Raw genomic sequence first — 19,086 nt, 5'->3', positions numbered from 1 at the left:
GTGTTCCATGCCACGGAGCGCCGTTCCAGTTGAGGGCACAGCAGGGCCTCGCGGCGCTTAAACGAACGACGACGGCGGGAGGCGCCGCCGCCGTCGTCGTCCGTCTTGGGGGGCCGGCTGGCTTAGTGGGCCGGCACCGACTCCTGGGAGGCTGCCTTGGAATCCGTGAGCTTCTTGTTGGGCAGCGCGAAACTGATCAGGAACGCGACGCCGGTGAGCACGGCCGCCGTGAGCATGACGGCGTCGATGGCGTACGCGAAGCCTTCCGTGATGGGGCGCGTCAGGGTGCTGTTGGCGGTGTGGAGCCAGCTGGTGTCATTAAGGGATTCGTTGGAGGCGCCGTTCTGGAAGAACTCGTACAGCTTGGCGTTGGCGGGATCCGTGGCGACGGCCGGGTCCTGCAGGACTGCCTGGTACTCCGGGCTTCCCATCGCCGACTTCATGGTGTCGGCGATCCGGGCCGCCGCCAGGCTGAACAGCATGGAGATGAACACGGCCGTGCCTACGGCGCCGCCCATGGAGCGGAAGAACGCAGCCGAGGAGGTGCCCACGCCCATGTCGCGGCGCGGCACGGACACCTGCATGGCCAGGGTGAGCGGCTGCATGCAGAAGCCCAGGCCCATTCCGAAGAACACCGCGATCACGCCGGGAACCCAGAGGCCTGTGTCCACGCCCAGGGACAGCCCCATGGCGGTGGCGGCCGCCGTGAGGATGGCCGTGCCCAGGATGGGGAAGATCCGGTACGTGCCGGACGCCGAGATGGTGCGGCCCGCCGTGATGGAGCCGGTGAGGATGCCCACGGTAAAGGTGATCATCATCAGGCCCGCTTCGGTGGGCGTGAGGCCCTTCACCAGCTGCAGGTACAGCGGGAGCATGGCGATGGCCCCGAACATGCCGATGCCGATGATGAAGTTCAGCAGCGAGGACAGGCCGAACGTAACGTTCCGGAAGAGGCGCAGGGGAATGAGGGCGTAGTCGCCGGCACGTTTCTCGGCCAGCAGGAACCAGGCGATGCCCACCACGCCCAGGCCGTAGCAGAGGAAGGAGTTGAAGGACGCCCAGCCCCAACTGCGGCCCTGCTCCGCCACCAGCAGCAGCGGCACGATGGCAAGCGTGATGGCCGCCGCGCCAAAGTAGTCGATCTTCTGCTTCACGTGCTTTGCCGGCAGGTGCAGGAACAGGAACACCACCGTGAGCGCGGCCAGGCCGATGGGCAGGTTGATGAAGAACACCCACCTCCAGCCCTCAACACCGAGGATGGTGGCGGAACCGGCAAACGCGCCGCCCACCACCGGCCCCAGCACGGAGGAGATGCCGAAAACGGACATGAAGTAGCCCTGGTACTTTGCCCGGTCCTTGAGCGAGACAATGTCGCCGATGATGGTCAGCGCGAGGGCCAGCAGGCCGCCCGCCCCGAGCCCCTGGACACCGCGGGCCAGCGCCAGTTCGGTCATGGAATGCACCGACCCTGCGTACAGCGAGCCCGCCAGGAAGATCACGATGGCGGTCAGGTACAGCGGGCGGCGGCCGAAAATGTCGCTCAGCTTGCCGTACAGCGGGGTGCTGACCGTGGACGTGATCAGGTAGGCGGTGGTTGCCCAGGCCTGGAGCGAGAGCCCGTCCAGGTCGTTGGCGATGGTGTAGATGGACGTGGACACGATGGTCTGGTCCAGCGATGCCAGGAACATGCCCAGCATCAGGCCCACCATCACGGTGACAATCTGGCGCTGTGTCAGGTTTTCTCCGGCGGCGCGCGCGGCAGGTGCTGTGGACATGGGTACTCCAAGGAAGGAAAGGGATCACGCGAGGATAGTTGCTTTCAGTAACTATCCTAGGTGCAGTCCTATTCCTCCCTACGGAGAATTCTTCCGGGCCGGGGATTACCGCTCCACGAGGATCCCGTCCGGGTCGCACCAGATCATGGACCCGGGGCGGATGGTCACGCCGTCGATCTCCACGTCAACATCCACCTCGCCGGCGCCGGCCTTGGCGCTCTTGCGGGGGTTGCTGCCCAGGGCCTTCACGCCGAGGTCCAGTGCGGCGATTGCCTCACGGTCGCGGATTGCGCCGTTGATGACGACGCCGGCCCAGCCGTTGGCCACGGCGCTTTCGGCGATCATGTCCCCCATCAGGGCGGTGCCCAGCGAGCCTGCGCCGTCCACCACCAGCACGTTGCCGTTGCCGGGCGTGGCCAGCGTGGACTTCACCAGGGCGTTGTCCTGGAAGCAGCGGATGGTCCGCGCATGTCCGCTGAAGTGGGAGCGGCCGCCCAGGGACTGGAACTGCAGCGATACGGACGCCAGCTCGTCTCCGCGTTCGTCGTACAGGTCCGCGGTGTTGACGGCGGCGGTGCCCTCCGCCGGCGTTGGCGCTGCGCTCATGGTGTTCTCCTCGGTGCTCGTGGGCCGTCCTGGTGACCGGTGCCGTCTTGCGAGGCGGCACGGTACCGCCCACGATAGTCTGACTCCGTCGCCATTTAGCCGCAGCCGGGGGAACACGTCATGAGCCAGTCCAACACACCGGTCCCGCCGGACGTTCCACGGACCACGGCCGCGGCGCTCGCCGAACCCACGCAGCGGGTCACCGCGCGCTGGGTCACCGGGCTTGTGCTGGTCAACGTGGGCATCAATGCTGCATTCTTCGGACCCATCAACGTCTTTATCGCCCAGCAGGCCACTGGCATCGACGAAGCCAACAAGGAAGCCATCGCCTCCCTCGTCCTTGGGTGCGGGGCCGCCGTATCCCTGGTTGCCAATCCGCTCTTCGGCGCGCTGTCCGACCGGACGGTCTCAGGTTACGGCCGGCGTTCCCCCTGGGTTCTTTCTGGTGCCATCCTGGCCGCGGCAGCGTTGCTGGCAATGTCAGGGGCCACGGCTGTCGCCCTGCTGGTCCTGTTCTGGTGCCTGGTCCAGCTGGGCGCCAACGCGGCCTACGCGGCCATCACCGCCGCCATCCCCGACCGCGTGCCGGTGCTGCAGCGCGGCGGCGTGGGGGGACTGGCCGCCCTGGGCCAAACGGCGGGGATCCTCCTCGGCGCAGTCTTCGGGGCGGTGGTTTCCGGCAACTTCATGGTGGGTTACTGGCTGTGCGCGGCCGCCCTGCTGCTCTCCGTGCTGCCCTACCTGTTCCACCGGAATGACCCGACGCTGCCCAGGGAGCTGCGCCCGCCGTTCTCGTGGGGCAATTTCCTCCGCGGCTTCTGGATCAGCCCGGCCCGCCACCCGGACTTCGCGTGGGCGTGGCTCACCCGCTTCCTGGTCAACGTCTGCAACCAGCTCACCATCGTCTACCTGATCTTTTTCCTCACGGACGTCATCAAGCATGAGAACCCTGCGCTGGGGGTCCTGACCCTTACCGGCATCTATGCGGTGCTGGTGATGATTACTGCGGTGATCGCGGGGCCGTGGAGCGACAGGGTGGGCAAGCGCAAGCCGTTCGTGATCGCCTCCTCCGCCATGATCGCTTTGGCAGGCCTCACCATGGCGTTCTTCCCCGTGTGGACCGGCGCCCTGATTGGAGCCGCCATCCTTGGCATCGGCTTCGGCGCCTACCAGGCCGTTGATTTCGCCCTGCTGACGCAGGTGCTCCCGCAGGCCGCGGACCGTGGCAAGGATATGGGGGTCATTAACGTGGCCGCCTCGCTGCCGCAGGTATTCGCGACGGGCCTCGCTTACCTCGCGGTGACGCAGTTCGGCGGGTACGGCACCCTCTTCACCACGGCGGCCGTCATCGGCCTGCTGGGCGCCGTTTTTGTGGTGAAAATCAAGAGCGTCCGCTGACCTGCCGGGGGCACGGAACTAAGGCCTCTGACTAATGACGCCACACTGCCGTGCCGTATAGTTGATCCGGATTTGGCGGCGGTCCGGCAGGGGAGGATCGTGGCTGCTGCACCATAGGAACCCAACCCCGGAACGCTGATGCCCGACACCATTCCAGACCATCCGCCCATGGCCCCGAGGCCGTCCGCGCCGCGCCAGCGGCACCGCTATACCAAGATCCTGGAAGCTGCAGGAGGGTTTGCGCGCAAGGGACTGGAATCCGTGGACATGGCCGAAGTGGCGGCGAGGGCGGACGTGCCTTTGGGGACCCTCTACCGGTATTTTCCTTCCCCGGTGCACCTGATGCTCGCGCTCTACCGCCACCAGCTGGAGGAACTCCAGGGAACCGGGCGGACCACGGCTGCCCGCTTCCGAGGCAGGGCCCTCGGGAACCTGGTGATGGAGATTTTCCATATGCGGGTGATGCAGCCTGCTGTCGAACAGTGCCTCAGCCGCGGTGTCTACCTGCCGGACCGGGACACCACCGGACTCCTGCGCGAAGTCGACGCCCTGAGTGAAAAAGCGGTTGCTTCAGCCTCCGGTGACGCTATCGCTGCCCGTGTGCTGCTGCTGGCGATCACTGGTCTGGTCCAGTCCGTCCGGAACCGCCGGCTGTCCCTCTTCGAGGCGGAGGAAGACCTCAAAAAGGCGTGCGCGCGCCTCTCGCCGGCCAGCGAGCCCGGCTACACACTCCACCAGGGCGCGTAACAGGTCTAGACCAATCCGGCCTTAAATCAGCCATAATGCAGTGACGTGAATCACATTTGAGTGCGGTAAAACGCTTAGGCAGCGGGCCGGCCATGTCAAACCGGACGCTGCCCCTCGTGGCGGCCCCTACGATTGTCGAAACGGAGCAGCAGGGACTAATCCCCCAAGCTCCCACGGGCCCGCCACCCCTGGGCATCCTGCCGCACCCCAGCCACCGCCCGAGCCATTGGCTCTTGCCTCACGAGCCGTGCGCCCACGGCCAGCACCAGGAGACAACGACGTGTCCATTGACGCACTTGCAGCAACTGACAATTCCGCAGCCACCGCGCTGACGGAAGCCGAGATCTTTGACGCCCACCAGGGCGGCAAACTCTCCATCACCAGCACCGTTCCGCTGTCCAACAAGCGGGACCTGTCCATCGCCTACACCCCGGGTGTAGCAGAGGTCAGCCGGGCCATCCACGCCAAACCCGAACTCGCCCGTACGCTCACCTGGGCCGAGCGGCTCGTCGTCGTGGTCAGTGACGGGACGGCCGTCCTGGGCCTGGGCAATATCGGAGCCAGCGCCTCGCTCCCCGTCATGGAGGGCAAGTCCGCCCTGTTCAAGACCTTCGGCGACCTCGACTCGATCCCCCTGGTCCTCAACACCACCGACGTGGATGAAATCGTGGAGACCCTGGTCCGCCTGCGCCCCAGCTTCGGCGCCGTCAACCTTGAGGACATTTCCGCGCCCCGCTGCTTCGAGCTGGAGGAAAAGTTGATCGAGGCGCTGGACTGCCCCGTCATGCACGATGACCAGCACGGCACCGCCGTCGTTGCCCTCGCCGCCCTGACCAACGCCGCCAAGGTGACCGGCCGCAACCTGGAAGGCCTGCGCGTGGTGGTTTCCGGAGCAGGGGCGGCCGGGATCGCCGTCGCCGAGATCCTGCTCGCGGCCGGCATCACCGACGTCGTCCTGCTGGATTCCCGGGGCGTCATCAACAGCAGCCGCGCCGATCTTGCCACGGACACCGCCAGCAAGAAGGCGGACATCGCGGGGCGCAGCAACCCCCGCGGCGTGGAAGGCGGACCGGCCGAGGCCCTCGACGGCGCCGACGTCTTCATCGGCGTCTCCTCCTCCAAGCTGGACGAGGAGCACCTGAAGCTGATGAACCGGGACGCCATTGTGTTCGCCCTCTCCAACCCGGACCCGGAGGTGCTGCCCGAGGTCGCCGTGAAGCACGCCGCCGTGGTTGCCACCGGGCGCAGCGACTTCCCCAATCAGATCAACAATGTCCTGGCCTTCCCCGGGATCTTCCGTGGTGCCCTGGACGCCGGAGCCCGCCGCATCACCCCGGCCATGAAGCTCGCCGCAGCCTATGCCATCGCCGATCTTGCGGCGGAGGACCTGTCGGCCGACTACATCGTGCCCAGCCCCCTGGATCCGCGGGTCGCCCCCGCCGTGACGGCGGCAGTGGCGGCTGCGGTGGTAGCCGGGTAGCGCCCCTTCCCTCAGGGAACGTACGACGGCGGTGCCTCCCCTGCGCGGGAGGCGCCGCCGTCGGGGGTTAAGGGGGCGCCAACCATAGACTGGGACCCATGAACTCGGAAACCGTGGTGACCGTCCTGTCCGGCCTGGCAATCCTTGTGGGCGTGGCGGGCACGGTCATTCCGGTCCTGCCGGGCAGCATCCTCATCGGCGCGGGCCTGCTCGCCTGGGCCATCTGGGGCGGGGCCGGCACGGCGGGGTGGGTGGTGTTCGCGGTTGCGATGGTGTTCGTGGTGGCAGGCATGGCCGCCAGTGCCGTCCTCACCGGCAGGAAGCTCAAGGAGCACGCCATTCCGAGCCGGAGCATCGCCGTTGCCCTGGTTGCGGGCGTGGTGGGCATGTTCATCATTCCCGTGGTGGGGCTCTTTGTGGGCTTTGCCGCGGGCCTGCTGCTGAGTGAATTCCTGCGCACGCGGAACATCGGCTCCGCAACAACCTCCAGCTGGGCCGCCCTCAAAGCCACCGGACTGGGCATGCTTGCGGAGTTCGGCCTGGCCTGCCTCGCCGCCAGCACCTGGGTGATCGGCGTCTGGGTGGCCGCCGCCAACGGCTGAAAGTCTTGCGCCTGCACGGTTCAGGGCGTACAACGGCACCATGACGGACCAGCCTTCAGCCCGGGACCACGTGCACGCCTGGATGGAAAAGTACCAGGCCGCCTGGGCCAGCAACGAGCCACAGGACATCCGGGACCTCTTCGCGGAGGACGCGCGGTACGAGACCCGGCCGGGCGATCCGGAGCCGTGGCTTGGCCGGGACGGCATTGTGGACGGCTGGCTTGCGGCCCGGGACGAACCGGCCGACTGGACCTTCACGTGGAAGCTCCTCGGAGCGGACGCGGACACCGCCTTCATCCAGGGCGTGACCACCTACTCCGCCGGGCGGCCTTCCTACGACAACCTGTGGGTTATCCGGTTCGACGGGGCAGGCCGTGCAGCCGCATTCACTGAATGGTTCATGGAACGGGCCTAGGCCTGCCTCCGTACCGTCCAACCGGCAGCCGGGCCTCGGCGTGGGCGGCGGTGCACGGTTAGCATGGAAAGATGACCGCCGGGGACACTGCACCGATCTATTGGGACAGCCGCGACCTCACACCTTTCGGCCGGCCGCAGCTGCGTACCCCCGTCCATGACCTTGCCGGGGGAGTGGGCGAACTGCTCACCGGCGTGCTTGGCGGACGCCACCCGGCGCTGCTCTCGGTGGACGGCGAGATCCCCCGCCTGAAGCGCATGACGCCCAAGCCGGCCAAGGCCGTGCACGACGCCGTGTTCACCAGCCGGCAGCCTGAACAGCTGATCACGCTCGCCAGGGCCTACCCGGGATGGGCCGGCCTCTGCTACCTCATGTCCGGCCTGCTGGTCTACAAGCAGGGCGGCTACCTGCGGGCGTCGGAGCTTCTCCAGCGCGGCCTCACCACCAGGAATGAGGATGAAGCCAACCGCTACTCGTCCACGTACCTCACCAGGATCGTTACCCGCATCGAGCTGGCCGAGCGGGTTGAAGTTCCGGTCCTGTTCAGCGAGGAGTCGGTCTTCCTGGCACTGGCGCACTCGCTGCGGGAGACGGGGCGCACGGAAGCTGCGCTGGACGCCCTCTCGGGACTGCCGCCGTCGCTTCCCATGGCACTGGCACGCTGTTCCCTGGCGCTGGCCTTGGGCAGGAGCCGGACGGTGATCGACTGGACAGACGGGCTGCTCAACGCTGATGACCTCTCCGCCGCGCTGCTGCTGGTCAGGGCCCGGGCACTGCGGCGGGAAGGGCGCCTGGAGGCCGCGAACCAGACCCTTGCCGAGGTCCTGCGCCGGCGGAAGACGCACCTGACGCTGCGTAACGACGCCCTCACGGACAGGGCGCTGCTGCTCCTTGAATCCAGCCGGAGGTCGCTTAACCCGCGGGACTGGGGGCGGCGGCACGAGGACCCGGTGCCGCAGAGGGAGATCGCCGCGCCGGTGCCCATCCGCAAGGACGAGGAGATGCGCCGGATCTGGGAACAGGACTGGAAGAAGCTCAGCGGCGACTAGGGCGGCCTACCCGGCCGTGGCGAAGGTGCCGGCCGTCAGGAACGGAAGCAGCTGCTCGGCCAGCAGCGCCAGCGCCAGGACCACCATGATGATGCCGCTGGCCAGGGTCACGGTCCGGGCGGCGCCGGGGCGGGTCTGCAGCAGGGTGCGGGACAGCAGGGCGACGGCGGTGTACACGAGTCCCGCGAGCAGCACGAACGTCAGGCCCAGCAGGCCGGACTGCACCGGGACCGGCAGGGACGCCTCCGCGCTGACGAACTGGGGAACGAGCGCCACGTAGAACAGCAGCCCCTTGGGGTTGATGCCGCTGGTGCCCATTCCCTGCAGGAAGGTGCGAAGCCCCGTGCTGCCCCCGCTGCCGTCCCCGGCCGTGAAGCTCGCCGCCCGCCAGGAGCGGAGGGTGCTGATACCGAGCCACATCAGGTACCCGGCGCCGGCGAGGGTGATCCAGCCGAGAACCCCCGGCGCGCCCGTGAGGACCGCCGCCAGACCCGCCACCAGCAGGACGGTATGAAGGACGTATCCGCCGCAGAGTCCCGCCACCGCGGGCACAAAGCTGCGCTGCCTGAGGCCGGCGGCGATGGAGTAGGCCCAGTCCACGCCGGGGGTGCAGGCAAGGGCTGCGGCCACCAGTACGAAGGCCAAAAAGAGCTCGGGGTTCATGGTTTCTCCTGCGGCGTGATCCAACAGGAGAAACCCTAGATACTTTGGGGGCGGAAGTGCTGTCCTTTTTCGCTGGCATAGAGAGGTAAGCGGTAAGATTCTTGCGTGATTGATCATATGGACAGGAATATATTGCGGCACCTCAAAGAGGACGGCCGCATGACTGCCACGGCGCTCGCCGGAAAAGTGGGCCTGACGGTTGCTCCCTGCCACCGGCGGCTGCGCGACCTGGAACGGGCAGGCGTCATCCGGGGCTACAAAGCGGACATCGACCCCGCTGCCGTGGGCCTAGGCTTCGAGGCGATTGTTTTTGTCACGCTCCGCCAGGTGGACCAGGCAACCATGGAGATCTTCGAGAACCGCGTGGCGGACAACCCCAACATTGTGGAGGCCCAGCGGCTTTTCGGTTCCCCCGACTACCTGCTGAAGGTCATCGCCGAGGACCTGCCCGCGTACCAGCGGTTCTACGACGCCGAACTTACGTCCCTGCCCGGCGTGGAGCGGCTGACGTCCACGCTGGTGATGAAGAACCTGAAGTCCAATGCTGGACCTCCCGTCTAGGCCCTGGCCCGGATGCTGCCAGGCACTTGATGCTCCTGCGCCCTACTCCTTGAGCAGTCCCGTGGTGCGGTACGGAATGACCTCGCGCAGGAACATGCTGGTGGAGGTGCGCACGATGCCCGGGCAGAGCCTGATTTCCTCTGACACCCGGTAGAGGTCGTCAGGGCTGGTGGCCACCACGCGGATCAGCAGGTCCGTGTCGCCGGCGGGGGCGTGGCATTCCAGGACCTCCGGGATCTCCCGGAGGGCGGCGATGGCCTCGTTGAGGTGGCTCTGGTCTAGTTCGGCGCTGACCGAAGCGGCTACCCCGCGTCCGAGCGCGGCAGGCAGCACCCTGCTGCTGTTGGGGCGAAGGGCGCCCGACGCCGTCATGCGTTCCAGCCGGGACTGGACCGTGCCGCGGGCCAGGCCCAGCCGCTGGGCCAGCACCATGATGGGAACCCGTGGATCCTCGTCCAGCGCCCCGAGGATCCGCTTGTCGGTGGAGTCCAGTTCCTGCAATCTGATCACTTCCTGCCGTTCTGCGCCGCTGATAGTAGTCAGACTGATCAACGGCGGCTGCGCCTGTTGCGCCAACTGTACGGATACTGGTGAAATGTTGGCAATGAGGGAAAAGCTACCGCTGATCCCGCAGGCTCACAGGCTACCGGCACACCACCCGGAAACTGGACACCGCTTCCCGCAAGGAGGCTGCCCTGATTGACTCTTGTTCACACCATGGTCTTTCTGTAAACACGGCAAGGGCCCCTGAACTACCGGCGTCGGATGTCCGAAGTCATCGGTAGCTGAGGGGCCCTTGTGTTGTCCCCGGGCGCCGCGTCCCGCGCATAGTGTTGAACCATGAATTCCGCCGGCCGCTTCGCCCCGAGTCCTTCCGGGGAGCTCCATGTAGGAAACCTGCGCACGGCAATCCTCGCGTGGCTGTTTGCCCGCTCCACCGGCCGGACGTTCCTGCTCCGCGTGGAGGACCTTGACCGTGCCCGGTCCGGCGCAGAGGCCGGGCAGCTGAGGGACCTGCAGGCCGTAGGGGTCACCTGGGACGGCGACGTGGTGCGCCAGACCGCCCGCGGTCCACTGTATGCCGGGGCGATCTCGCGGCTGGAGGCGGCAGGCCTCACCTATGAGTGCTTCTGTACCAGGCGCGAAATCCAGGAGGCTCCGTCCGCCCCGCACGCGCCGCAGGGTGCCTACCCCGGAACGTGCCGGAACCTCGATACCGCTGAACTGGAGTTCAAGCGTTCCACCAGGCCGGCCGCCATCCGGCTCCGCGCTGACACGGCCGAGTACACCGTGCGGGACCTCCTGCACGGAAGATTCACCGGCGTGGTGGACGACTTCGTGCTGCGCCGCAATGACGGTGTCACCGCCTACAACCTTGCAGTGGTCGTTGACGACGCCGAGCAAGGCATCGACCAGGTGGTGCGCGGCGACGATCTCCTGCCGTCCACCCCGCGGCAGGCCTACCTGGCATCCCTGCTGGGTATTCCTTCTCCGGAATATGCGCATGTTCCCCTGGTGGTGAACAGCGACGGCGCCCGCCTGGCAAAGCGCGACGGAGCGGTGACGCTCCGGGACCTCGCGGACGCGGGGAGTCCCCCCGCTGCCGTACGGGACCGGCTGCTGGAATCGCTGGGGCTGCCGGCAGGGCCGCTAGGGAACGCCCTGGCTGCGTTCGAGCCGGATGCCCTGCCGAGGGAGCCCTGGGTGTGGGGCGGCCCGTAGGCTTAGGGCATGTCAGACCAGCATGCTGCGGAGCAGACCCCGGCGCCCTCATTCACCGTAGAGACCGCAAAGGTCCTTGCCGAGGTGGCCCACAACCGCCAGAAGGACAAGCTGAAAAGGCCCTACAAGGACCACGTCCTCGCCGTGGGGGACGCGCTGGCCGACTTTGACGACGACATCCGGATCGCCGGCTATCTGCACGACATTGCCGAGGACACCCCCATGACCCGGCAGGCCCTGCTGGACATGGGTGTATCGGAGCGGGCCGTGGAAATCATCGAACGGGTCACCAACCGGCTGCACAGCAACCCGGACGATTACCCGGCAGGGATCCGCGAGATCGCCGAGGACCATGACGCCGCCCTGGTCAAGATCGCGGACAACGCGCACAACTCGCTGCCTGAGCGCGTCCAGGCTCTGGCGGACAAGTGGCCGGACAGGCCGCCTGTCACCAAGTACCGGGACGCCCGCCCGGTGCTGTACGCCGCCGTCGAGGTTGAGGAGATCCGGAAGATCCTGGCCCGCGTGAATCCGTGGCTGCTGGAAGAACTGGATGACCGGTTGGACGAGGAGGACACCACGGACTACGAGAACCTGTCCTACGACGACGGCGTTCCTGCCGCCCCGGAGGGGGATGCTGCCGGCCGTGAGGCTCCCGGAGCTACCTCGTCCGGGGAGCGGTAGCTGCTTCCAGCTTCTGCAGCGCAAGATGCAGCCGGCCGGACCCGCGGCGTTCATCGATCACGATGGAGGCACCGAGCGCCAGCACAATGACCAGAAGGCAGACGGGGACCGATGCGCCCGCCGCAGCCAGGCCGACTGAAGCGGCCATGGCGGCCAGCACGCCGCCGGCGACCGTGATCACCGTGCGGTCCGGGCCCACCATGATGCTGTACAGCCACGTCACGGAGCCCTTGAACAGTGCTACCGGAATGGCGATGCTGGCCACCGCCGCGGCTGCGCTGATGTGGGCTTCGTGGTCAATGTAGTACGCGGCCACGTGCAGGCCCGCGCCGGTGGCCGCAATGGCGGCGAAGATGGGGATATGGCCGTAGCCAAAGAGGAAGGACCGGTGCCGGCGCAGGTGCAGGGCCCGTCCGGCCGGCAGCATGAAGTAGATCCACCACATGGCAAATGCCAGAGCCGTCCCGCCGAAACCCACCAGCGCCGCGTCGACGCTCCAGCCGTGGTTGGCCACGATGGCCCGGAGTGTCTCGATGGCGCCGATCAGGCATTCACCGAGGGCAATGATGGCCAGCAGGCCGTACCGTTCAGCGATGTGGTGCGCGTGCCATGGTGTCCTGGTTTTCCGTTCGGCGGCGAAGGGGGTGGCCATTTCGAGGACGATCAGCGGCGCAATCATGATGAGCGTGGTGGGCACGTCAGCCTCGATCACAGCCACCGCGATCCACCCCAGCTGCACCAGCGCGAGATACCGCGCGTAGCGGAGGCACGTTTCACGGCGGGCCGGGTCCTGCCGGGCTGCCCTGAGCCACTGGGATACCAGGGCGAGCCGCATCACCACGTAGCCGCCCACCATCACCGCGTTGTCCACATGGTCGCCCTCCACCAGCGAGTGGAACATGGGCTCAATCCCCATTGCCAGGACCAGGACCCCCAAGATCTGGATCATGGTGACCACGCGGAAGATCCAGTCGTCCGTGTCATAGGCGCTGGCGAACCAGGTGAAGTTGATCCATGCCCAGATCACGGCGAACATCGCGAAGGAGAAGCCCAGCAGCCCGGCCAGGACGTGGGCTTCCGCGATTTCGTGGGCGAACTGGCTGCCGGCAACCCCAAAGGCGATGACGAAGGTCAGGTCGAAGAAGAGTTCAAGCGGAGTGGCGGCCCGGTGTGCCTCGTGCGGGTCTCGGCCGCCCATGCGCGCCATGGCATGGCGGAGGGGATTGGAGGACATGGGTCAAAGATTACGCCCCGCCGATCCCGCCCCGAAAGTTATGTCCTAGACGCGGCCCAGGGCGTCGATGTCCTCCAGGAACTCCTGGTGTACTTCGGCACTGACGGTTGTCCGGGTGTCGGCGATGGCGTCCAGGTAGTCCTCGGTGGACGGGCCCTTCCGCACCGCCCCGCGGACGGAAAGCGCGCCTCCGGAGCCCAGCCCGCCGTCGTCGTCCTTGCCGTAGACCACGTTCTCCAGAGCCCGCTGGGAGGCACTACGGGCTGCATACTCAATGTCTGCCGGGGAAAATCCCTCGGTCCGCTCCACGAGCAGTTCCACGTCCACGGTGTCCACCACGGGCGCGGGAATGAAACGCTGCCACATGGCTTCGCGGGCCTGCCGGTCCGGCAGTCCGATCGGGATGACGTAGTCGAACCGGCCATGGCGCAGGAAGGCCGAGTCCAGGGCGCGGATGAAGTTGGTGGCGCAGACCAGCAGGCGGCCGGGCTGCTCGCGGAAGGCCGGGATGATCTTGAGCAGCTCGTTGGTGACGCCCTGCAGCGGGGACGGCGGCTCACCGGAGCGCTGGGACGCGATCTCCTCCACCTCATCGATGAACACCACGGCGTGCTCAAGTTCGGCGATCTCCAGGAACGTCTCCCGCAGTGCCCCGGCCAGGCCCTGCGGGTCGGCCGCGAGCCGGGACGGGAATACCTCCACAAACGGCCATTCCAGCCTGGACGCGATGGCTTTGGCGAAGGTGGTCTTGCCGGTGCCGGGCGGGCCGAAAAGGACGACGGCGCGCGGCGGCACCACGCCGAACTCGTCAGCGAGGTCCGCTTCGGCGAGCGGAAGGACCAGGCGGCGTTCCAGCAGTTCCTTTTCCTTGCGCATGCCTGCCACGTTTTCCCAGAGGTCCCGGGCCAGGACGCGTCCGCCGAGCTGTCCGAGCGCGCCGAGCTCCTGCCGCTGGACGGGGATGGTGCGCTCGAAGTAGCGCAGGTTCTTCTTCAGGGCGAATCCCCGGCTGAGGAACGCCTCCACGCGGGTTTCGGACTCCGGCATGAGGGCTGAGAGCTTGTTGAGGCCGTGGGGTGCCATGCGGTTTTCGACGGCGGCGAGCAGTGAGGTGCCGATCCCGCGGCCACGGTATTCGGGCAGCGTGGCCAGGAAGACGATCCAGCCCTGGTCGTGGGCGGCGCGTCCGACGGCGGCCCCCACCACCTGCTCGCCCTGCACCGCCACCACGGCGTGGTCCTTCTCGCAGGAAGCCAGTACTTCGGAGAGGGCGTAGACGGGTTCCACGTTGCTTGCCTTGAGGCTTTCCCAGAGGTGCAGGATGCCGTCCAGGTCCGCCGAGTGGAAATCCCTGATGCGCCAGTTGGTCATGGGTCTACTCCTGTGGTGGTTCTTCGTTGAACAGTTAGAGCAGCGGTGTGCAGCGCTCTGCTGAGCATATGCGAACCGCGGCGGCCCGGGGGTTGCGGGGGCGTTGCATGACGGCCGGCCGCGCGCCGGCGAAGGCTCTCAGATGCCCAGGGTGCCCAGCGTGTGCCGCAGGGTGTCGGCGGAATGCTGCAGGGCTGCCAGCTCGCCGTCGTCCATGGGCATTTCCAGGACGGTGTGGACGCCGCCGCGCCCCACGACGCTCGGCAGGGACAGGGCCACTCCGGCGATTCCGTGCTGTCCGTCCAGCACCGTGGACACCGGCAGCACCGCTTTTTCATCGCGGAGCAGGGCTTCCACGGTGCGCGCGCCGGAGAGGCCGATTGCGTAATTGGTTGCACCCTTGCCGGCGATGACTTTGTACGCCGCCTGCGTCACTTCGCGTGCCGTCTCGGCCAGGTATTCGGGGGTGAAGACGTGCTCCCCGTCCACCCTCCAGTCGCGGACCGGGATGGGTCCGATGGTTGCCGTGGACCACACGGGGAACTCCGTGTCCCCGTGCTCGCCCACGATGCTGGCGTGGACGCTGGGCACGGCCACTCCCGCCCGGCGGGCCAGCAGCCAGCGCAGCCGGGAGGTGTCAAGGACCGTGCCGGAGGAAAAGATACGCCCCGCCGGGAGCCCGGAGATCTTCTGCGCTGCCACGGTGAGCACGTCGCAGGGGTTGGTGACCAGGACGTAGACCGCGTCCGGGGCGTGCTTGAGGAGCCGGGGCATAAGCTCTTCCAGGATCCGCACGTTGGTTCCGGCGAGGTCCAGCCGGGTCTGGCCGGGCGCCTGCTTGGCTCCGGCCGTGATGACCACGACGTCGGCGCCCTCCGTCACGGCGATGTCGCCGCCGCCGGTCATGGACGCAGCGGCGGCAGCGAACTGGGTGCCGTGGGCGAGGTCCAGCACTTCGGCGTCAGCCTTGGCGGCATTGACGTCGAACAGGGCGATGTTGCTGGCCGAACCACGGATCAGGGCAGCGTACGCAAGGGAACTTCCCACACTCCCGGCTCCCACAACTGCGAGTTTGGATCCTGACATGAGGTACCTCGATTCCCCGGCCCGAACGGGGCCCGTGTTGGTGGTGCAACTCCCGGCAGTGGCTTTCATGCTACCGAGGCAGCAAGGGTAGGCGGGAGCGTTGAGTGTCCATTCCGGGAGGAGTAGCGTGTGATCCACCTCACCCGCACCCCTTTCAGGAGCAACCATGCCATATCTGGGACGCCGGTTCGCTGCGGTCACTGCAGCGCTGGCGATGAGCGTGACAACCGGTGCCTTAACCAGCCCGGCATCTGCCGATTCGGGGCAGGATGATAAATCCAAAAAGACCCCTGTAGCCACCGGCTATGGCGGCGCCGTCAGTACCGTCGACCTGGACGCATCTGAGGCTGCCATCAAAATCCTGCGCAAGGGAGGCAACGCCGTGGACGCAGCCGTCGCCGCCGCGGCAACGCTGGGCGTTACCGAGCCGTACAGCGCCGGGATCGGGGGCGGCGGCTACTTCGTGTACTACGACGCCGAGAAGGAAAAGATCAGCACTATCGACGGACGTGAGACTGCGCCTGCCGCCATGCCCAGAGATGCGTTCATCGACCCAGCCAGTCCCGCGGACAAACCTGTTGCCTACCCGTTCCGCAAGCAGGCTACAAGTGGAATGTCTGTTGGTGTCCCAGGGACTCCGGCAACTTGGGAACGCGCGCTGGATCGCTGGGGCAGCATGAACCTTGCAGAAGCGCTGGAACCTGCCATCGACGTTGCCGAAGATGGTTTTGTGGTGGACGAAACCTTCCGGCTGCAGACTGCGGACAACCAGGACCGCTTTGCTCCGTTTGCCGCTACGAGGGAGCTGTTCTTGCCTGGAGGTGCTCCTCCCGCGGTTGGAACTGTTTTTACAAATCCGGACCTTGCCGAGACCTATCGGATTTTGGGACACAAGGGCGTGGATGAGTTCTATGAGGGCCCGCTTGCCGAAGAGATTGTGTCCACTGTCCGGAACGCCCCCTCATCCGTGGACGCCAAAGTTCCGGTTCCTGGTCCGGCAGGCGTGATGACAACCGAAGACCTGGATGACTACGAGGCCCTTGACCAAGACCCCACTCACGTTGAGTACCGCGATTACGACGTGTACGGCATGGCGCCTTCCAGCAGTGGTGGTACGACCGTGGGTGAGGCCCTCAACATCCTGGACGTTTTCAACCTTGCCGATCTGGCCAAAGGCGAGGGCAGGGGCAACGACAATACCGCGCGGGCTCTGCATTACTACCTCGAGGCCAGCGCGCTCGCTTTTGCCGACCGTGGAAAGTACGTGGGGGACCCTGCCTTTGTGGATGTCCCCACCGAAGAAGTCCTTGACTCTAAATTCGGGAAGGAGAGGTCCTGCGCCATTGACCCCCATCGTGCCGCCACCAAGCCCGTGGCTGCAGGGGACGTAGGGTCGTACGACGGCGTGTGCCCGGCCAAGCCGATGGCACTGAACGACGCACCGGATACGGAGAACATCAACACCACCAACCTCACCGTCTCGGACAAGTGGGGCAACGTGGTCGAATACACCCTCACCATCGAGCAGACGGGCGGCTCCGGTATAACAGTTCCCGGCCGCGGGTTCATCCTGAACAACGAGCTTACGGACTTCTCGCCCGTCTACAGCGCTACGGACCCGAACCGCATCGAGCCGGGGAAGCGGCCGCGCTCGTCCATGTCACCCACCATTGTGCTCAAGGACGGCGAACCGTTCCTGGCACTTGGCTCTCCGGGCGGCTCCACCATCATCACCACCGTCCTGCAGATGCTCATTAATCGGATTGACCTGGGCATGAACATCCAGGACGCCTTGGCCGCGCCGCGTGCCTCGCAGCGCAACACGGCAAGTGTGACCGCTGAGCAGGCGTTCATTGACACGCCGTATGGAAAGGACCTTGCCACACGGTACGGCCACAACTTCTCCGCGGCAGGTGCGCCCGGTACGTCCGCGTCTGAGATCGGCGCCGCTACGGCCATCGAGTTCAGCGACGACGGGAAGAAGGCCACTGCCGTGGCCGAACCGACGCGCCGCGGCGGGGGCTCGGCCCTGGTGGTCAAACCTTCGCACAAGTAGCCAACGCCGGATCTTTCGTAAAACCCCGACGGCGGCACCCGGGTTCTGCAGCTTCAGAACCTTCGGTGCCGCCGTCGGGCGTTAGGGAGAGGTGTTACTTCTTGAAGGTTGCCGCGGGCGGGTTGGCGATGACGGGGGAGAGTCCGGTGTGGCCTTCGCGGGTTTGGGCGATTTCGCGGATGCGGGTGCGGCAGGCGTACCAGCCGGCGATCATGAGGGCGGAGGCGATGGCGGTGACGAGCATGGTGAGGGGGGAGTCGATGAAGACCATGGTGAGGACGCCGGCGAGGAAGAGCAGGGAGAGGTAGCCGGTGTAGGGGGCGCCGATCATGCGGAAGGAGGGGCGTTCCAGCCAGCCTTTGTCTGCCCAGCGTTTGAGTTGGAGCTGGCACAGGACGATGGTGGCCCAGGTCATGATGATGCCCACGGAGGCGACGTTGAGGACGATTTCGAAGGCCTGGGCGGGGACGAGGTAGTTCAGCGGGACGCCGAGGAGGGAGACTCCGGCGGTGATGGCGATCCCGCCGTAGGGGACGCCGGCTTTGTTCATGCGGGAGGCGAACTTGGGGGCTGAGCCGTTGACGGACATGGAGCGCAGGATCCGGCCGGTGGAGTAGAGCCCGGCGTTGAGGGAGGACAGGGCGGCGGTGAGGACGACGAGGTTCATGATGACGTCCACGCCCTGGATGCCGATGGAGCCGAAGAACGTCACGAAGGGGCTGACGCCTTTTTCGTAGGAGGTGTAGGGCAGCAGCAGGGCCAGGAGGATCACGGAGCCGACGTAGAACACGGCGATGCGGAACACCACGGAGTTGATGGCTTTGGGCATGATCTTTTCCGGGTTCTCGGTTTCGCCCGCGGCGGTGCCGACGAGTTCAATCGAGGCGTAGGCGAACAGGACGCCCTGCATGAGGATGATCATGGGCAGCAGGCCGTTGGGGAAGATCCCGCCGTTGTCTGAGAGCAGGCTCAGGCCGACCTGTTGGCCGTCCACGGGGGTGCCGAAGATGACGAAGTAGGTGCCGACGACGAGGAAGATGACCAGGGCGGCGACTTTGATCAGGGCGAACCAGAATTCCATTTCGCCGAAGACCTTGACCGAGACGAGGTTCAGGGCGAGGACGACGACGAGGGCGGTCAGGGCCCAGGCCCATTGCGGGACCGCTGCCATCCAGGGGATGTAGTTGCCGAAAAAGTTCATGTAGAGCGCGGCGGCGGTGATGTCCACGATGGTGGTGGTGGCCCAGTTGATCCAGTAGAACCAGCCGGAGACGAACGCGGCTTTTTCTCCGAAGAATTCACGGGCGTAGGAGACGAACGAGCCTGAGGAGGGCCGGTGCAGGACCAGTTCGCCCAGGGCGCGGAGGATCAGGAACGCGAAGAACCCGCACACGGCGTAGGCGATCACCAGGGACGGGCCCGCGGCGTTCAGCCGGCCGCCGGCGCCGAGGAACAGGCCGGTGCCGATCGCGCCGCCGATCGCGATCATCTGGATCTGCCGGGGCTTCAGATTCTTGTGGTAGCCCTTGTCCTCGGCATGCAGCGCCGACTCAGAAGCATGGGCATGACCACCGTCAATAACGTGGTCCGGGAGCGTGGGATTAGACATGGGGGTCCTAGGGGTATCCGTTGGCATG

The 19,086-nt window shown here is 66.5% G+C and carries 18 protein-coding genes; 10 read left to right on the top strand and 8 right to left on the bottom strand.

Features of this window, described 5'->3' with window-relative positions; translation table 11 throughout:
* Positions 1–122 precede the first annotated feature (122 nt).
* Both AC4BCK_RS20110 and rraA read right to left on the bottom strand, forming a co-directional pair.
* On the bottom strand, positions 123–1,775 hold the full coding sequence (locus AC4BCK_RS20110; protein WP_364272505.1) for an MDR family MFS transporter: 1,653 nt from the start codon (positions 1,773–1,775) through the stop codon (positions 123–125).
* Positions 1,776–1,880: 105 nt separating this feature from the next.
* Positions 1,881–2,381, bottom strand: coding sequence for a ribonuclease E activity regulator RraA (gene rraA / locus AC4BCK_RS20105; protein ID WP_310112972.1), 501 nt, complete (start codon positions 2,379–2,381; stop codon positions 1,881–1,883).
* A 120-nt stretch (positions 2,382–2,501) separates the two neighbouring features.
* Here rraA and AC4BCK_RS20100 point away from each other — a divergent pair, with 120 nt between their 5' ends.
* The 6 genes from AC4BCK_RS20100 to AC4BCK_RS20075 all read left to right on the top strand — a co-directional run bounded on the left by AC4BCK_RS20100 (position 2,502) and on the right by AC4BCK_RS20075 (position 8,072).
* Positions 2,502–3,779 (top strand): MFS transporter, encoded by a 1,278-nt coding sequence (locus AC4BCK_RS20100; protein WP_174177625.1) that lies wholly within the window; start codon positions 2,502–2,504, stop codon positions 3,777–3,779.
* Between the two features lie 138 nt (positions 3,780–3,917).
* Entirely contained in the window at positions 3,918–4,526 is a 609-nt protein-coding gene (locus AC4BCK_RS20095) for a TetR/AcrR family transcriptional regulator (protein ID WP_174177623.1), read from the top strand.
* A gap of 280 nt (positions 4,527–4,806) precedes the next feature.
* A complete protein-coding gene (locus AC4BCK_RS20090; protein WP_174177621.1) occupies positions 4,807–6,006 on the top strand; it encodes an NAD(P)-dependent malic enzyme in 1,200 nt (399 codons plus the stop codon).
* Positions 6,007–6,104: 98 nt separating this feature from the next.
* On the top strand, positions 6,105–6,608 hold the full coding sequence (locus AC4BCK_RS20085) for a DUF456 domain-containing protein (protein WP_174177619.1): 504 nt from the start codon (positions 6,105–6,107) through the stop codon (positions 6,606–6,608).
* 40 nt (positions 6,609–6,648) lie between these two features.
* Positions 6,649–7,023 (top strand): nuclear transport factor 2 family protein, encoded by a 375-nt coding sequence (locus AC4BCK_RS20080; RefSeq protein ID WP_364409102.1) that lies wholly within the window; start codon positions 6,649–6,651, stop codon positions 7,021–7,023.
* 71 nt (positions 7,024–7,094) lie between these two features.
* A complete protein-coding gene (locus AC4BCK_RS20075) occupies positions 7,095–8,072 on the top strand; it encodes a hypothetical protein (RefSeq protein ID WP_174177615.1) in 978 nt (325 codons plus the stop codon).
* A 6-nt stretch (positions 8,073–8,078) separates the two neighbouring features.
* Here the strand turns inward: AC4BCK_RS20075 and AC4BCK_RS20070 are convergent, their stop codons facing one another.
* The gene (locus AC4BCK_RS20070; RefSeq protein ID WP_174177613.1) at positions 8,079–8,735 is read right to left on the bottom strand and encodes a LysE family translocator; all 657 of its coding nucleotides are present in this window, start codon (positions 8,733–8,735) and stop codon (positions 8,079–8,081) included.
* A 105-nt stretch (positions 8,736–8,840) separates the two neighbouring features.
* Between AC4BCK_RS20070 and AC4BCK_RS20065 the strand changes: the two genes are divergently transcribed.
* Positions 8,841–9,296: an Lrp/AsnC family transcriptional regulator gene (locus AC4BCK_RS20065; protein WP_490566397.1), complete on the top strand. Its 456-nt coding sequence runs from the start codon at positions 8,841–8,843 to the stop codon at positions 9,294–9,296.
* 42 nt (positions 9,297–9,338) lie between these two features.
* Here AC4BCK_RS20065 and AC4BCK_RS20060 read toward each other — a convergent pair whose 3' ends face one another.
* Positions 9,339–9,797, bottom strand: coding sequence for an Lrp/AsnC family transcriptional regulator (locus tag AC4BCK_RS20060; RefSeq protein ID WP_174177824.1), 459 nt, complete (start codon positions 9,795–9,797; stop codon positions 9,339–9,341).
* A 339-nt stretch (positions 9,798–10,136) separates the two neighbouring features.
* Between AC4BCK_RS20060 and gluQRS the strand changes: the two genes are divergently transcribed.
* Complete coding sequence (gene gluQRS, locus AC4BCK_RS20055) at positions 10,137–11,018, top strand: tRNA glutamyl-Q(34) synthetase GluQRS (protein WP_251425044.1); 882 nt, start codon at positions 10,137–10,139, stop codon at positions 11,016–11,018.
* Positions 11,019–11,027: 9 nt separating this feature from the next.
* On the top strand, positions 11,028–11,702 hold the full coding sequence (locus AC4BCK_RS20050) for an HD domain-containing protein (protein WP_490566396.1): 675 nt from the start codon (positions 11,028–11,030) through the stop codon (positions 11,700–11,702).
* Here the strand turns inward: AC4BCK_RS20050 and AC4BCK_RS20045 are convergent.
* The 3 genes from AC4BCK_RS20045 to AC4BCK_RS20035 all read right to left on the bottom strand — a co-directional run bounded on the left by AC4BCK_RS20045 (position 11,680) and on the right by AC4BCK_RS20035 (position 15,393).
* Entirely contained in the window at positions 11,680–12,936 is a 1,257-nt protein-coding gene (locus AC4BCK_RS20045; RefSeq protein WP_490566395.1) for a low temperature requirement protein A, read from the bottom strand. The genes AC4BCK_RS20050 and AC4BCK_RS20045 overlap by 23 nt on opposite strands.
* A 45-nt stretch (positions 12,937–12,981) precedes the next feature.
* A complete protein-coding gene (locus AC4BCK_RS20040) occupies positions 12,982–14,307 on the bottom strand; it encodes an ATP-binding protein (protein ID WP_104187045.1) in 1,326 nt (441 codons plus the stop codon).
* Between the two features lie 138 nt (positions 14,308–14,445).
* The gene (locus AC4BCK_RS20035) at positions 14,446–15,393 is read right to left on the bottom strand and encodes an L-lactate dehydrogenase (protein WP_490566394.1); all 948 of its coding nucleotides are present in this window, start codon (positions 15,391–15,393) and stop codon (positions 14,446–14,448) included.
* Positions 15,394–15,559: 166 nt separating this feature from the next.
* Here AC4BCK_RS20035 and ggt point away from each other — a divergent pair, with 166 nt between their 5' ends.
* Positions 15,560–17,449, top strand: coding sequence for a gamma-glutamyltransferase (gene ggt, locus AC4BCK_RS20030; RefSeq protein WP_490566393.1), 1,890 nt, complete (start codon positions 15,560–15,562; stop codon positions 17,447–17,449).
* Between the two features lie 94 nt (positions 17,450–17,543).
* Here ggt and AC4BCK_RS20025 read toward each other — a convergent pair whose 3' ends face one another.
* Positions 17,544–19,058, bottom strand: a complete 1,515-nt coding sequence (locus tag AC4BCK_RS20025) for an amino acid permease (RefSeq protein WP_310112942.1) — start codon at positions 19,056–19,058, stop codon at positions 17,544–17,546.
* Between the last annotated feature and the right edge of the window lie 28 nt (positions 19,059–19,086).

Source organism: Pseudarthrobacter sp. As-47, from assembly GCF_058215595.1.
The sequence above is the reverse complement of the archived record's forward strand: the minus strand, read 5'-3'. Positions and strand labels throughout refer to the sequence as shown.

Coding starts and splice junctions, on each gene's coding strand:
- AC4BCK_RS20110 (WP_364272505.1), bottom strand. CDS start 1,775: ATGTCCACAGCACCTGCCGCGCGCGCCGCCGGAGAAAACCTGACACAG.
- rraA (WP_310112972.1), bottom strand. CDS start 2,381: ATGAGCGCAGCGCCAACGCCGGCGGAGGGCACCGCCGCCGTCAACACC.
- AC4BCK_RS20100 (WP_174177625.1), top strand. CDS start 2,502: ATGAGCCAGTCCAACACACCGGTCCCGCCGGACGTTCCACGGACCACG.
- AC4BCK_RS20095 (WP_174177623.1), top strand. CDS start 3,918: ATGCCCGACACCATTCCAGACCATCCGCCCATGGCCCCGAGGCCGTCC.
- AC4BCK_RS20085 (WP_174177619.1), top strand. CDS start 6,105: ATGAACTCGGAAACCGTGGTGACCGTCCTGTCCGGCCTGGCAATCCTT.
- AC4BCK_RS20080 (WP_364409102.1), top strand. CDS start 6,649: ATGACGGACCAGCCTTCAGCCCGGGACCACGTGCACGCCTGGATGGAA.
- AC4BCK_RS20075 (WP_174177615.1), top strand. CDS start 7,095: ATGACCGCCGGGGACACTGCACCGATCTATTGGGACAGCCGCGACCTC.
- AC4BCK_RS20070 (WP_174177613.1), bottom strand. CDS start 8,735: ATGAACCCCGAGCTCTTTTTGGCCTTCGTACTGGTGGCCGCAGCCCTT.
- gluQRS (WP_251425044.1), top strand. CDS start 10,137: ATGAATTCCGCCGGCCGCTTCGCCCCGAGTCCTTCCGGGGAGCTCCAT.
- AC4BCK_RS20050 (WP_490566396.1), top strand. CDS start 11,028: ATGTCAGACCAGCATGCTGCGGAGCAGACCCCGGCGCCCTCATTCACC.
- AC4BCK_RS20045 (WP_490566395.1), bottom strand. CDS start 12,936: ATGTCCTCCAATCCCCTCCGCCATGCCATGGCGCGCATGGGCGGCCGA.
- AC4BCK_RS20040 (WP_104187045.1), bottom strand. CDS start 14,307: ATGACCAACTGGCGCATCAGGGATTTCCACTCGGCGGACCTGGACGGC.
- AC4BCK_RS20035 (WP_490566394.1), bottom strand. CDS start 15,393: ATGTCAGGATCCAAACTCGCAGTTGTGGGAGCCGGGAGTGTGGGAAGT.
- ggt (WP_490566393.1), top strand. CDS start 15,560: ATGCCATATCTGGGACGCCGGTTCGCTGCGGTCACTGCAGCGCTGGCG.
- AC4BCK_RS20025 (WP_310112942.1), bottom strand. CDS start 19,058: ATGTCTAATCCCACGCTCCCGGACCACGTTATTGACGGTGGTCATGCC.